Raw genomic sequence first — 13323 nt, 5'->3', positions numbered from 1 at the left:
TGGCTTGCCAGCTCCTGCATCTGAACATCAATGTTCTTGAGGTTTTCTGCAGGCAAAAAAAAGCGGCACACCGACCAAGTGCACCGCAAAAATGCCGTTAAGCACAGCAACAACGATTCGATAAATCAGATCAATCCAACAGTGCCAGCGCTTCGGCGGTGACTTCCTGGATACGAGCCCAGTCGCCGTTCTTGATCCACTCAGGATCGAGCATCCAGCTGCCACCCACGCACATCACATTTTTCAACGCCATGTAGCTTTTGATATTGGCCGGGCTAACGCCGCCAGTCGGGCAGAATTTCACTTCGCCAAACGGGCCACCGAGGGCCTTGATGGCAGCAACGCCACCGCTGACTTCGGCTGGGAACAGCTTGAAGCGGCGATAGCCCAGGCCATAGCCTTCCATGATGCCCGACGCATTACTGATGCCCGGCAGCAGCGGAATCGGGCTGTGCACCGAAGCTTCCAGCAGGTCGCGGGTAATGCCGGGGGTGACAATGAATTGCGAGCCCGCCACTTCGGCCGCTTCGAGCATGTGGCGATCCAGCACAGTGCCGGCACCGGTGCACAGTTCAGGGCGTTGCTCGCGCAATACCTGAATGGCCTTGAGGCCGAACTCGGAACGCAGGGTCACTTCCAATGCGGTCAAACCGCCGGCTGCCAAGGCATCGGCCAGCGGCAGGATGTCCTGTTCGCGGGCGATGGTGATCACCGGCAGGATCCGCGCCTTCGCGCAGAGGCTGTCGATCAGGGCAACTTTATCCGCCATGGACACGGTCGGTTGAGGGCTTTTCATAGCGGCTGATCCTTGGCTCATGGGCACCAGTAAATCTCTAATGTAGGTTGCAAAAACGCGCGAATCGGCATGGCAGAGACATCGTCACTGGCCAGCGCGGCGCTCAAGGTGGTCAACTTCGAACTGCCGGAAATCGACAGGACGGTGTAATGGGCAGTGGCCAGCAGGGCGCGACTCATGGTCAGGCGCTGATGTGGCACGGTCGGCGCCAGCATCGGCCAGCAACGGCGGGTACCGTCGGCCTGCAAGGCTTCAATCAGGTTCGGGCTGTTGGGAAACAGCGATGCGGTGTGGCCGTCATCGCCCATCCCGAGCACCAGCACATCGATGGCTGGCAACTCGCCCAGCAGGCGATCAGCCTGCTCGGCAGCGTCTTCAAGATTAGCTGCGGCGCTGTACAGGCTGAGGAACCTGGCCTTGGCCGCCGGGCCCTGCAGCAGGTGTTGCTTCAACAGGCCGGCATTGCTGTCGGCGTGCTCAACCGGCACCCAACGCTCATCGGCCAGCGTGACCGTGACCTTGGACCAGTCCAGGCCTTGCTTGGCCAGGTTCTGGAAAAACGCCACGGGGCTACGCCCGCCGGAGACGACCAGGGTCGCTTCGCCACGGGCACTGATAGCCCCGCGCAGTTGTTCGGCCACGTCATTGGCCAGGCCGTCCGCCAACAAGGCCGGCGTACGGTACTCATGGGCGCTGACACCCTGAGGCAGTTTCAATTCAGATATCGCCATACCACGACCTCCCATCCCGCGTGATCAGTGCAATCGAGCTCATCGGCCCCCAGGAACCCGCCGCGTACGGCTTGGGCGCATCACCGGATTTTTTCCACCCGGCGATCAACTGGTCACACCACTTCCACGCGGCTTCGATTTCATCTTTGCGAACAAACAGGTTCTGATTGCCGCGCATCACTTCAAGCAACAACCGCTCATAAGCATCGGGAATCCGTGCGCTGCGGTAGGTGTCGGAAAAATTCAGTTGCAGTGGGCCGCTGCGCAGTTGCATGCCCTTGTCCAGGCCCTGCTCCTTGGTCATCACGCGCAAGGAAATACCTTCGTCCGGTTGCAGGCGGATGATCAGCTTGTTGCTGATCTGCAAGCGCTGCTCGGGGGCGAAAATGTAGTGGGACGGTTCCTTGAAGTGGATGACAATCTGCGACAACTTCTGCGGCATGCGCTTGCCGGTGCGCAGGTAGAACGGCACGCCGGCCCAACGCCAGTTGCGGATATCGGCGCGCAGGGCGACGAAAGTTTCAGTGTCGCTCTGGGTGTTGGAGTTCTCTTCTTCCAGGTAACCCGGCACTGGCTTGCCGGCGCTGTAGCCGGCAATGTACTGGCCGCGCACCACTTGGGTGGTTAGCCCGTCCGGGCTGATTGGCGCCAGGGCCTTGAGCACCTTGACCTTCTCGTCGCGGATGCTGTCGGCGGACAGGTCGGCCGGCGGGTCCATGGCGATCAGGCAGAGCAGTTGCAACAGGTGGTTCTGGATCATGTCGCGCAGTTGGCCGGCCTTGTCGAAGTAGCCCCAACGGCCCTCGATACCGACCTGCTCGGCCACGGTGATTTCCACGTGGGAAATGTAATTCTGGTTCCACTGGGTTTCGAACAGACTGTTGGCGAAACGCAGCGCGATCAGGTTCTGGACGGTTTCCTTGCCCAGATAGTGGTCGATGCGGTAGGTGCGGTTTTCCGGAAAATACTGCGCAACGGCGTCATTGACCTTGCGCGAGGACTCCAGGTCCGAACCGATCGGCTTTTCCAGCACGACGCGGGTGTTTTCCGCCAGGCCGACCTTGGACAGGTTCTCGCAGATCGCGCCGTAGACTGCTGCAGGCGTGGCGAAATAGGCGATCAGACGCTGCTCGGTGCCGGCGATTTCAGCCAGGGCCACGTAGTCATCAGCCTTCATGAAGTCGACGTGAACGTAAGTCAGGCGCGCGAGGAAACGCTGGGCGATGGCTTCGTCCAGTTCCTTGCCGACGTATTTGCGCAGTGCTTGCTCGATATGGGCCAGGTGTTGTTGCTCGGAACCGGCTTCACGGGCCAGGGCCAGGATGCGCGTGTCGTCGTGCAGCAGCCCCGCGCCATCGAGTTGATAGAGGGCAGGAAATAACTTGCGCAGCGCCAGATCACCCAAGGCGCCAAACAGGGCAAAGGTGCAGGGTTCTACGGTTATCGAAGGCATGATGTTTGTTCTTTTATCAAGTTAAGCTACAAATACCTTTTTTCAAGGCATCACTCAAGGAAAAATGTAGTAATAACCACAACATTTTCCCGAAATACGCATTGCGAGTGGTGGTGTTCAGCTACCCTCAGTAGGATAGGCCACCGCAAAAGACCACTCATCGATTGGTCGCCACCTTTTATTTGCATCGTCGCCCGAAGGAAAGACTGAATGGACCGCGTGCGAAATCTTCTGGAACAGATCCGGAATCGCCTCGAAGAATTGAACAAGGCAGAGAAAAAAGTCGCCGAGGTCATCCTGCTCAACCCGCAGCAGGCGACCCGCTTCTCTATCGCCGCCCTCGCCCAGGCTGCCTCGGTCAGTGAACCGACGGTCAACCGTTTCTGCCGTTCGTTCGGCGTGAGCGGTTACCCTGAACTGAAATTGCAGCTGGCGCAAAGCCTGGCCAGTGGCGCGGCGTATGTCAGCCACGCGGTGGAGGCCGATGATAACCCTGAGGCCTACACCCAGAAAATCTTCGGCAGCGCCATCGCCTCGCTGGACAGTGCCTGCCAGGCGCTGGACCCTGCCCTGATCAGCAAAGCCGTGGATTTGTTGATCCAGGCACGGCAGATCCACTTCTTCGGCCTGGGCGCTTCGGCCCCGGTGGCCATGGATGCGCTGCACAAGTTCTTCCGTTTCAACCTGGCCGTTACCGCCCACGCCGACGTGCTGATGCAGCGCATGATCGCCTCGGTGGCGCACACGGGCGAGTTGTTCGTGATCATTTCCTACACCGGGCGTACCCGTGAGCTGGTGGAAGTGGCGAGGATCGCACGGGAAAACGGCGCTTCCGTGCTGGGCGTGACGGCTGAGAATTCGCCGCTGGCCAAGGCCAGTACGGTGAGCTTGAACATTCCGCTGCCGGAAGACACCGACATCTACATGCCGATGACCTCGCGGATCATCCAGTTGACGGTGCTGGATGTGTTGGCGACCGGCATGACTTTGCGTCGTGGCGTGGATTTCCAGCCGCATTTGCGCAAGATCAAGGAAAGCTTGAATGACAGCCGGTATCCGGTGGGCGATGAGTTCAACTAAACAGAAATTTGCCGTGGCACTACCGGCCTGATCGCGGTCAAGCCCGCTTCCACACTGGAATGCATTCCCATGTGGGCGCCGGGCTTGCCCGCGATAGCGTCATCAGCCACACCGCTAAAACCCTGCCCGCGCCTGCAAACTCAAATGCGCCCTCTCCCCCGGCGCCAAACTGGCCCCGGGCATCGCCGACTCCACGCACACAAACCCCGACGCCTCGTTAAAGCTCACCCCCAACAGTGGCCGGCTGCCGGGATGCCACACCACCGTGTCGGCGCTGTCACCCGTATCAATGCACAGTTCCCGCTGCCAGGCATGGTCCTTGAGCTGCAACTCACCGTCATGCTGAAACACCCGCTGGCACCCGCCCTCTACCCTTAGCTCACCTTCCTGCTGGCAAACCTGGCGATTGAGCTGGTCGTAACCTTGCGCGCCATCAAGCCCAGACAGCGCTACCTCATCAACGTGACCGATACGCCAATAAGCGTGCAAAGCATGGCTCAGCTGGCACGGCAGCTCGTCCTGGTGCTCGGTGCTCAGGCGCAGTTCCAGGGTCTCCCCCAGGTGCGCGTGCAAGTCCACCTGCCAGTCGCACAACTGCAATTGCCAGTGCAGGCGCACACCCTCGTCGTCAGTGCTGCTGTCGAGCAGTTTCCAGTCGATCAGCCGCGCCCAGCCATGGGACGGCCAGGCATTTTCGCTCGGGTGGCGGCCATACCACGGCCAGCACACCGGTACGCCACCACGGATGGCGCCGACCTGTGGCCACTTGGCTGCACACCACAACCAGGGTTTCTGGCCACGGGGTTGGAAGTGCAACAGCTGCGCGCCCTGGCGACTGAACACCGCCTGGCACAGCGGATGATCAATGACCAATACATCGCGCATCTGAAAGCGCTCCCAGGCGAACACTGGACGCTCGCGCAGGGATTTGAAAAAACGTTGCAGCGGTTGCTCATGCATGTGCCACGGTCCTGAATATCTTCACAATGCGACCCAAAAAAAAGCGGATAGCCATGGCTACCCGCAAAATGCGCACAGAGAGAGGAGCTTATCGCAACAGCGTTAGAACGTAGACTGAATTTTCAGACCCGCCACGAGCGCGTTGTCGACTTTATCCACGCCGCCAGGCTGGACGACGTATTGCAGGTTAGGACGCACGGTCAGCCAGTTGGTAACGTGGAAGCCGTAGTTGATTTCGAAGTTGTACTCGGTCTCGCGAATGGGCGAGAACAGCGCATTGTCGTAATCATTCACACCATTGGCGACGTTCAGCAGCTCAGCGTTCTTCTTCACGTCATCGTTGACGTGCAGGCGAGCAGCGCCAATGCCGACGTCATCTTTTGGACGTGCGTCGAATGGGCCTTTGTACACCAGCATCAACGACTGGTAGTTGTCGACCAGGTTGGTTTCTTTGTCGTGGAAGGTGGCGTTGGCCGCGATATTCAAGCCGCGGGAAGCGTCGCCGTTATGCGTGGTGAGTTGCTGTTGGGCAACAAACCAGTAGCCTTTCTTGCTGCTGCGGGTACGGTACGCGGCGCCAGTGGTAGCCGCATCGTTGCCGTTCACGTCTTCACGTACGTCGGCAGCATCAGCCGCGCTCTTGTAGTAACCCACACGGTATTCGCCCGGCAGGTTGTTGACCTTCGGCGACCAAACCAATTCCACAGGAATCACGGTGCCCTTGGTGCCGCTGCCGCTGAGCTTGAAGCCGTTGCCGTGCTCGAGCTGCGATGGGTTCTGGTTGTAGGCACCGATTTGCGCATACAGCTCAGGCGTGATGTTGTACTTCACGCGGATCGCGGCCTGGCTGACGGGCCAGTTGTACCAGGTGTTCACGTAGTTGCCGACCTGGGAGCCGCAGAACGACAGGTTCTGGAAGTCGCACGGGAAGGTGTTGAAGTCTTCGCCTTCACCGAAGTAGCCGAGTTTGACGTCCAGCTTGTTGTCGAACATCTGGTGCTGGATCCAGAACTGGGTCAGACGCACCATGTGGCCACGGCCGTAGACTTCCATCGACGAACTGAGCGTGCCGGCACGTGGGTCGCCGATGCGGTCGTTGGAGATGTTCTGGCCATTACGGTTGGTGAACTGGATCTTGGCCTGGGTGTTATCCCAACCCCACAGCTTTTGCAGGTCCAGCGCTACGCCCAAACCGAACTGGTCGGCGTAACGACCCGTCTTGTCGGTGTTGTAACCGCCATGCGCGTTGTAGCCCATCTCCCCTACGTAGTCAGCCTTGATGTCGATACCTTGCTCGATCAGCTTGGTACGTTCACCGCCCCAATCGCCGGTCATCCACTTCGAATCAGCGCTGAACGCATCGGCCGCCATCGCATTGGCGGACAATACCAGGGCTGCTGCGGCTGACATTTGGCAGATCAATCGAGTGTTGTTGTGTTGCTTTTTCATCCCTACATCCTCGTCTTTATTGTTATTAAACTGTTTTTATTTAACGCGGTTAACTTTTTTATCTAAAACAACACGTTATCTGCTTCAGCGGCCTTTGAATTGGGCCACATTGTCGGCATGCCCCTGTGCAGGCAATGAGGAAGCAGTGCCCAATCGCTCGCCCGTTTGGGCGTCGAACAGCAAGACCTTGGAAGGGTCGAATTGCAACGTCAGGGTCTCGCCCACCTGGGGTGCCACGTCGGGCGACAGTCGGCAGCAGACCTTGGTGTCGTTGAGTTGCACAAACACCAGGGTATCCGGGCCGGTCGGCTCGGTGACCTGGACTTCGGCACGAATACTCGACGCCGTGTCGCCCTCACCCGCCGCCAACATGATTTGCTCCGGACGCAAGCCCAGGATCACGTCGCGGTCTTCAAGGCCGGCGTCTGTCACGTTCAGCGCCAGCTCGCAACGGGCCTGGCCGCTGTCGAGCACGGCCACCAGGCGACCGTCCTTGCGCTGCAGGCGCAGGGGCACGAAGTTCATCGGCGGCGAACCGATAAAGCTCGCCACGAACTGGTTGGCCGGGTTGTTGTAGATGTCTTTTGGCGTGCCGAACTGCTGAATGATGCCGTCCTTCATCACCGCGACTTTATCGCCCAGGGTCATCGCTTCGATCTGGTCGTGGGTCACGTAGACCGTGGTGGTCTTGAGACGCTGGTGCATCAGTTTCATTTCGGTGCGCATCTCGACGCGTAGCTTGGCGTCGAGGTTGGACAGCGGTTCGTCGAACAGGTAGATCTTCGGCCGACGCGCCAGGGCACGGCCCATGGCCACACGCTGTTGCTGGCCACCGGATAGCTGGCCCGGCTTGCGGTTAAGCAGGTGTTCGATCTGCAGCAGCTTGGCCACGCGCGCCACTTCAGCGTCGATCTCGGCCTGGGGCATCTTGCGGATCTTGAGGCCGAACTCGATGTTCTCGCGCACGCTCATGGTCGGGTACAGCGCGTAGGACTGGAACACCATGGCGATGTCGCGATCCTTGGGGCTCATGCCGCTCACGTCTTGATCACCGATCATGATCGCGCCACCGGTGATGGTTTCCAGGCCAGCGATGCAGTTCATCAGCGTGGATTTACCGCACCCCGAAGGGCCGACCAGGATCAGGAATTCGCCTTCCTTGATCGACAGTTCGATATTCTTCAAGGTGTCGGGCAGGCCGGCGCCATAGGTCTTGTTTACATTGCGAAGTTCAAGCGTAGCCATGATTACCCCTTGACCGCGCCGGCCGTGAGGCCGCGCACGAAATACTTGCCTGCGATCACATAGACCAGCAGGGTCGGCAGCCCGGCGATCATCGCCGCCGCCATGTCCACGTTATATTCCTTGGCCCCAGTGCTGGTGTTGACCAGGTTGTTCAGCGCCACCGTGATGGGCTGGGAGTCGCCACTGGAGAACACCACACCGAACAGGAAGTCGTTCCAGATCTGGGTGAACTGCCAGATCAGGCAGACCATGATGATCGGGGTCGACATCGGCAGGATGATCAGGCGGAAAATGGTGAAGAAACCGGCACCGTCCAGGCGCGCCGCCTTGATCAGCGCATCCGGAATGCTGACGTAGTAATTACGGAAAAACAGCGTGGTGAACGCCAGGCCGTAGACCACATGGATAAACACCAGGCCGGTGGTGGTGCTGGCGAGGCCCATCTTGCCGAGGGTGAAGGAAGCCGGCAGCAGCACGGTCTGGAATGGCAGGAAGCAGCCGAACAACAACAGACCGAAGAACAACTGCGAACCCCGGAAGCGCCAGAACGACAGCACGTAGCCGTTCAACGCACCGATAGCGGTGGAGATCAGCACAGCGGGCACTGTGATCTTGATCGAGTTCCAGAAGTAGCCATCCACGGTGGCCCAGGCCTTGACCCAGCCGATGCCGGAGACCACGGTTGGCCAGCTCAGCAGGTTGCCGGTGCTGATGTCTTCCGGGGTCTTGAAGCTGGTGAGCAGCATCACCACCAGCGGCACCAGGTACAGCAGCACGGCAAGGATCAGCACCGCGTAGATCGCGATGCGACTCAGGCTGATGGGCGATTTGGAGACGAGACTAGTCATTACGTTTGGTCCTCAGCTCGGAGTAGAGGTAAGGCACGATGATCGCGAGGATCGCACCGAGCATCAGGATTGCACTGGCCGAGCCCACGCCCATCTGGCCACGGCTGAAGGTGAACGAGTACATGAACATCGCAGGCAGGTCGGACGAATAGCCTGGGCCGCCAGCAGTCATCGCCGCCACCAGGTCGAAGCTCTTGATCGCAATGTGCGCCAGGATCATCACCGCACTGAAGAACACCGGACGCAGGCTCGGCAGCACCACGCTCCAGTAGATGCGCGGCATGCTCGCGCCGTCGATCTGCGCGGCGCGGATGATCGATTGATCAACCCCCCGCAGGCCGGCGAGGAACATCGCCATGATGAAGCCCGACGCTTGCCATACCGCGGCAATCACCAGGCAGTAGACCACGCGGTCCGGGTCGATCAGCCAATCGAGACGGAAGCCTTCCCAGCCCCAGTCACGCAGAAGTTTGTCCAGGCCCATGCCCGGGTTGAGCAGCCATTTCCAGGCGGTACCGGTGACGATCATCGAGAGCGCCATGGGGTACAGGTAAACGGTGCGGATAAAGCCTTCGCGACGGATTTTCTGGTCGAGGAAGATCGCCAGTGTCACGCCGATAACCAGGGTGATGCCGATAAACATCCCGCCAAACAGGGCCAAGTTCTTGCTCGCGACCCACCAGCGGTCGTTGTCGAACAGACGCTCATATTGCGCAAGACCCGCCCATTTGTAGCTTGGCAGGAACGTAGATGTCGTAAACGACAGTACAAACGTCCACAGGATGTAGCCGTAGAAGCCCACCAACACGATGAACATGCTGGGCGCCAGCACCAGTTTGGGTAGCCAGCGCTGCAGTGCATCGAACGGCGAGGCTTTGCTGAACACAGCAACAGAACTCATGGGAAAATCCACTAAAAGAATAAAGGCAGCTGCAAGTTACAAGCTACAAGCGGCAAGAGAGGCAGCACACCAGTTGCAGCGTTTAACTTGCAGCTTGTAGCTTATTTGGCCGACTTGATCGCAGCGCCGAGTTTCTTGGCGGTGTCGGCTGGGTCAGCTTTCGGGTCGTTGATGAAGTTGGTCACGACGTCAAAGAACGCACCTTGCACAGCCAGGGTCGTAGCCATGTTGTGCGCCATGCTTGGCTGCAGGCCGCCGGTCTTGGCGTCTGCCAGGAAGTCCTTGGCGGCAGCCTGGGCGCAAGAGTCGAAGCCGTACGAATCCATTTTGGTCAGCATGTCGTTACGCACAGGGATCGAACCCTTGTTGATGCTGAACACTTTCTGGAAGTTTTCACCCAGCACGACTTTGGCGATGTCCTGCTGACCCGCCGCAGTGCCTTTGTCTTTCTGCTTGAACACCGCCAGGGAGTCGATGTTGTAGGTAAAGGCTTTGTCGGTGCCCGGGAACGCTACGCACTCGTAGTCTTTACCGGCGACTTTCTTGGCAGCGGTCCATTCGGACTTGGCCCAGTCACCCATGATCTGCATGCCGGCCTTGCCGTTGATGACTTTGCCCGCTTCGAGGTTCCAGTCCTGGCCTTTACCGTCGACGTCCATGTAAGTCGCGACTTTCTTCAGCTCGGTCAGCGACTTGACCATTTCCGGACCGGTCAGTGCGGCGTTATCCAGGTCGACCAGGGCTTTCTTGTAGCCATCGGCACCCATCACCGACAGGACGACGGCTTCGAAAACGGTGCTGTCCTGCCACGGCTGGCCACCATGGGCGAGCGGAATGAAGCCCGCGGCCTTGAGCTTGTCGCCCGCTGCGTAGAATTCTTCGAGGGTGGTTGGGTTCTTGGTGATGCCGGCTTTCTTGAAGACTTCCGGGTTGATCCACAGCCAGTTCACGCGGTGGATGTTGACCGGTACGGCAACGTAGTCACCGTCGTACTTCACGGTGTCGGAGACTTTCTTGTCGAGCAGGGAGTCCCATTTTTCGTCTTTGGCGACAGACTTCAGAACGTCGGTGTCGAGCAGGCCGGTGGACGCCCATTCCTGGATGTCGGGGCCTTTGATCTGGGCAACGGCGGGCGGGTTGCCGGCGACCGCGCGGCTTTTCAGCACGGTCATGGCCGTGGCGCCACCGCCACCTGCGACGGCACCGTCTTTCCAGGTGAAGCCGTCTTTTTCAACTTGGGCCTTCAGGACATCTACAGCCGCTTTTTCACCGCCCGAGGTCCACCAATGCACAACTTCAACCGTCCCTTTCGAGTCGGCGGCAAATGCACTGAGGGGAAACAACGAGGCAATGGAAATAGCTACGGCGAGGCGATTAATCGCGTTCATCTGAATACCTTTTCTTGTTGTTATGCATGCAAGTCTTAAGCTTGCGCTGCACGGAGTTTAAACATGGATTTTTGAGGCGCAGGTAACAAAGGGACGCCCAAATGTCACCAACTGGTGACATAACGCCCAGCCCCTATTGCACTGGCCATGCTTGGCGCTAACGGCAGCACAGGCAGCAATACCGCTTGCCAGGCATGGTACAGGTCTGGCTTGCCGCCCCAGATGTTGCTGCTGGGCGTGTTATGAGGGCTGAGTTCGTGGTGCCAACTGCCGTGGGTACGGTCGATAAAGTGGGCCTCGCAAAACTCCCAGAAGCGCCGGTACCACGTTTCGTAGTGCAACTCGCCGGTACGCTTGAGCAAGGCTTGGGCAGCGGCGCTGGCTTCGGCGTGGGTCCAATGCAAGCGCTCGCGCACAACCGGTCGGTAGGTCCAGTCCAGGGTGTAGACGATGCCGGGGGCGCCATCCACGGACCAGGCATATTCGCAGGCGCTGGCGAACAGGCCCTTGGCGTCGTTCACCAACCAGTCCGGCGTGGCCAACCCGGCTTGCAGGCGTGCCGCTTCCAAATGCAGCACCAACCGTGCCCATTCAAAACCGTGGCCGGGGGTAATGCCGTAGGGCCGGAAGCCGTCGGCGGGGTTGTCTTCGTTGTAACCGAGCAGCGGTTGCCAGTGCGCGTCGAAATGCTCGATCACCATGTGCTGGTTGCCGGCGGCGTGGGTGTGGATCACCCGCTCGACGATCCGCATCGCGCGGTCCAGCCAGCGTGTATCGCCGGTGACATCGGCCAGGGCGAGGAAGGCTTCGGTGGCGTGCATGTTGCTGTTGGCGCCGCGATAGGCTTCGATGCCGCTCCAGTCTTGGGCGAACGACTCGAGCATCACGCCCTCCTCCTCGCTCCAGAAAAACTGGTCGATGATATGGATGGCGTCGTTCAACAGGTTTTGTGCACCGGGAGCGCCGGCCACCACCGCCGAGCTCGCGGCCAAGGCGACAAAGGCGTGCAGGTAAGCAGCCTTGCCACGATTGCCATCGAGGGCGTGGGGGGCGGCGAACCAGCCTCCGTGCTCAGCGTCGCGCAGCGGACCACTGAGGGCCGCCACACCGTGTGCGACCAGCTCGGCATACCCAGGCAAGCCCAAGGCATGAGCCATGGCGAAGCTGTGAGTCATGCGGGCGGTGTTCATGGTTTCGGCGTGGGCATCGGCTGGCAGCTGGCCCTTGTCGTCAAGGTTGCCGAAACCATCGGGCAGTCGAGATGCCTTGGCGAATGCCAGCAGGCGCTGGCCTTCAGCGGCGAGCCAAGCGCGATGGGCAGGCGCGTTCAGCCAACTGCTGGCAGGCAGTGGTTGCGTGGTCATGGGTGGCCCTTATTATTTTTTGTGGGATGACCGGAGTCTAAACAAGGGCGCGGTGGGGGCATGTAACGAAGGGGATGGGAAATGTCACCGACTGGTGACAATGTTGCAAGCGACCATTATCGAGCGCTTGGCTGCAACTCGAATGGGGGAGCGGGCGTGCTCGCCCCCCCCCATTTAAATCGGTTTACACCCGTGTTATCTCAGCAACGGTCACTGGCCACGCGGGGTGATCTTCGCCGGCGCGTTGAGCTGTTGCTGCAGGTTCCGCACCTGGCTCTGCAAGGTGGTGATGTTACGCGTGGTCTGGATGCGGAACACGTCGAACTCTTTATTCGTAGGCGCATCGCTATTGACCGGCTGGTTATCCTGCGCGCTTTTGAGCACTACCAGATCCTGCTCGATGCGGGCGATGGCCGCACTTGGGTTGCCCTGTTTCTTCAACGCGGCCACGTCAGCGGAAAGCTCTTTGATTTCGGCATCGCGCTTACCTGCGTCGCCTTGCGCCGCCTTAAGCGTCGCCACGGCGTCGGTCAGGGCCTGGACCTGGCCTTGCAGCTTGCTGTTGGCGTTAGACAGTTCAGTGGTGCTGGCTGTCATTTGCGCCAGGCGCTTATCCAACTCGGTGGCCCGGCCGGCCACGCCGACCTGCTGTTTGCCCTGCTCCAGCAACTGGCTTTCGAGTTGCTTGATCTGCAGTTTCAACGCTTCGCTGCCGTTGTTGACGCTGGCTTCACTGGCCACCACCTTGCCGGAAATATCTTGCAGACGCCCCGCCGCTTCTTCGCTGATGCGCGCAAAACTTTCCTGGGTGGCAACCAATTGCTGGCCCATCAGGGAAATCTGCTGGAAGCTCCACCAGGCCAGGCCCGCAAAAGCGATCAGCAAAGCGCCGATCAAAGCCCACAACGGGCCAGTGCTGGCGCTCTTGACCTTGACGACCTTAGTGTTGCGCGAACGCACCGAGGTGGCCGGGGTAGGTTCGAAATCATCGTCATCCCCGACATCGGCCCGCAGGCTGGGAACGTTGTCGAAGTCGTCTTTAGCATCGTTGCGCATGAATCAACCCTGAATCGGTGAAGTGGCGAGCGACGGGAGTATAAACCGCCTT

12 protein-coding genes are annotated in these 13323 nt (G+C 59.6%); 1 reads left to right on the top strand and 11 read right to left on the bottom strand.

Translation table 11 applies throughout. The features are described 5' to 3' along the window. Nucleotides 1-130: 130 nt before the first annotated feature. Genes AACY30_RS08735 through zwf form a run of 3 tightly spaced genes read right to left on the bottom strand, consistent with a single transcriptional unit; the run spans nt 131 to nt 2980 of the window. Entirely contained in the window at nt 131-796 is a 666-nt protein-coding gene (locus AACY30_RS08735) for a bifunctional 4-hydroxy-2-oxoglutarate aldolase/2-dehydro-3-deoxy-phosphogluconate aldolase (RefSeq protein ID WP_065873545.1), read from the bottom strand. Nucleotides 797-813: 17 nt separating this feature from the next. Beyond that, complete coding sequence (gene pgl / locus AACY30_RS08730; RefSeq protein WP_339417107.1) at nt 814-1527, bottom strand: 6-phosphogluconolactonase; 714 nt, start codon at nt 1525-1527, stop codon at nt 814-816. Further along, the gene (zwf, locus tag AACY30_RS08725) at nt 1514-2980 is read right to left on the bottom strand and encodes a glucose-6-phosphate dehydrogenase (protein ID WP_065873547.1); all 1467 of its coding nucleotides are present in this window, start codon (nt 2978-2980) and stop codon (nt 1514-1516) included. The genes pgl and zwf overlap by 14 nt, the downstream gene beginning before the upstream one ends. A 219-nt stretch (nt 2981-3199) precedes the next feature. Between zwf and AACY30_RS08720 the strand changes: the two genes are divergently transcribed. After that, nucleotides 3200-4060: a MurR/RpiR family transcriptional regulator gene (locus AACY30_RS08720; RefSeq protein ID WP_339436061.1), complete on the top strand. Its 861-nt coding sequence runs from the start codon at nt 3200-3202 to the stop codon at nt 4058-4060. Between the two features lie 114 nt (nt 4061-4174). On the opposite strand, the gene AACY30_RS08715 is transcribed toward AACY30_RS08720, so the two are convergent. The 8 genes from AACY30_RS08715 to AACY30_RS08680 all read right to left on the bottom strand — a co-directional run bounded on the left by AACY30_RS08715 (nt 4175) and on the right by AACY30_RS08680 (nt 13271). Then, entirely contained in the window at nt 4175-5020 is an 846-nt protein-coding gene (locus AACY30_RS08715) for a D-hexose-6-phosphate mutarotase (protein WP_339438098.1), read from the bottom strand. Nucleotides 5021-5122: 102 nt separating this feature from the next. Beyond that, nucleotides 5123-6469: a carbohydrate porin gene (locus tag AACY30_RS08710; RefSeq protein WP_339417110.1), complete on the bottom strand. Its 1347-nt coding sequence runs from the start codon at nt 6467-6469 to the stop codon at nt 5123-5125. Nucleotides 6470-6553: 84 nt separating this feature from the next. Beyond that, on the bottom strand, nt 6554-7714 hold the full coding sequence (locus AACY30_RS08705; protein WP_339417111.1) for an ABC transporter ATP-binding protein: 1161 nt from the start codon (nt 7712-7714) through the stop codon (nt 6554-6556). Nucleotides 7715-7716: 2 nt separating this feature from the next. Beyond that, a complete protein-coding gene (locus tag AACY30_RS08700) occupies nt 7717-8562 on the bottom strand; it encodes a carbohydrate ABC transporter permease (RefSeq protein WP_065873551.1) in 846 nt (281 codons plus the stop codon). Next, complete coding sequence (locus AACY30_RS08695) at nt 8555-9463, bottom strand: carbohydrate ABC transporter permease (protein WP_339470168.1); 909 nt, start codon at nt 9461-9463, stop codon at nt 8555-8557. The genes AACY30_RS08700 and AACY30_RS08695 overlap by 8 nt, the downstream gene beginning before the upstream one ends. A gap of 101 nt (nt 9464-9564) precedes the next feature. Further along, on the bottom strand, nt 9565-10851 hold the full coding sequence (locus AACY30_RS08690) for an ABC transporter substrate-binding protein (RefSeq protein WP_339417115.1): 1287 nt from the start codon (nt 10849-10851) through the stop codon (nt 9565-9567). Nucleotides 10852-10955: 104 nt separating this feature from the next. Further along, nucleotides 10956-12215 (bottom strand): D-mannose isomerase, encoded by a 1260-nt coding sequence (locus AACY30_RS08685; protein WP_339540163.1) that lies wholly within the window; start codon nt 12213-12215, stop codon nt 10956-10958. Nucleotides 12216-12425: 210 nt separating this feature from the next. Then, a complete protein-coding gene (locus AACY30_RS08680; protein ID WP_339470166.1) occupies nt 12426-13271 on the bottom strand; it encodes an ATPase in 846 nt (281 codons plus the stop codon). Nucleotides 13272-13323 lie beyond the last annotated feature (52 nt).

The organism is Pseudomonas sp. RA_5y_Pfl1_P24 (assembly GCF_963970945.1).
In the GTDB taxonomy this organism is placed as follows: Bacteria; Pseudomonadota; Gammaproteobacteria; order Pseudomonadales; family Pseudomonadaceae; genus Aquipseudomonas; species Aquipseudomonas tritici.
The sequence above is the reverse complement of the archived record's forward strand: the minus strand, read 5'-3'. Positions and strand labels throughout refer to the sequence as shown.

Excerpts from the sequence above, each read along its gene's own strand:
- AACY30_RS08735 (WP_065873545.1), bottom strand. The coding sequence starts at position 796 with ATGAAAAGCCCTCAACCGACCGTGTCCATGGCGGATAAAGTTGCCCTG.
- pgl (WP_339417107.1), bottom strand. The coding sequence starts at position 1,527 with ATGGCGATATCTGAATTGAAACTGCCTCAGGGTGTCAGCGCCCATGAG.
- zwf (WP_065873547.1), bottom strand. The coding sequence starts at position 2,980 with ATGCCTTCGATAACCGTAGAACCCTGCACCTTTGCCCTGTTTGGCGCC.
- AACY30_RS08715 (WP_339438098.1), bottom strand. The coding sequence starts at position 5,020 with ATGCATGAGCAACCGCTGCAACGTTTTTTCAAATCCCTGCGCGAGCGT.
- AACY30_RS08710 (WP_339417110.1), bottom strand. The coding sequence starts at position 6,469 with ATGAAAAAGCAACACAACAACACTCGATTGATCTGCCAAATGTCAGCC.
- AACY30_RS08705 (WP_339417111.1), bottom strand. The coding sequence starts at position 7,714 with ATGGCTACGCTTGAACTTCGCAATGTAAACAAGACCTATGGCGCCGGC.
- AACY30_RS08700 (WP_065873551.1), bottom strand. The coding sequence starts at position 8,562 with ATGACTAGTCTCGTCTCCAAATCGCCCATCAGCCTGAGTCGCATCGCG.
- AACY30_RS08695 (WP_339470168.1), bottom strand. The coding sequence starts at position 9,463 with ATGAGTTCTGTTGCTGTGTTCAGCAAAGCCTCGCCGTTCGATGCACTG.
- AACY30_RS08690 (WP_339417115.1), bottom strand. The coding sequence starts at position 10,851 with ATGAACGCGATTAATCGCCTCGCCGTAGCTATTTCCATTGCCTCGTTG.
- AACY30_RS08685 (WP_339540163.1), bottom strand. The coding sequence starts at position 12,215 with ATGACCACGCAACCACTGCCTGCCAGCAGTTGGCTGAACGCGCCTGCC.
- AACY30_RS08680 (WP_339470166.1), bottom strand. The coding sequence starts at position 13,271 with ATGCGCAACGATGCTAAAGACGACTTCGACAACGTTCCCAGCCTGCGG.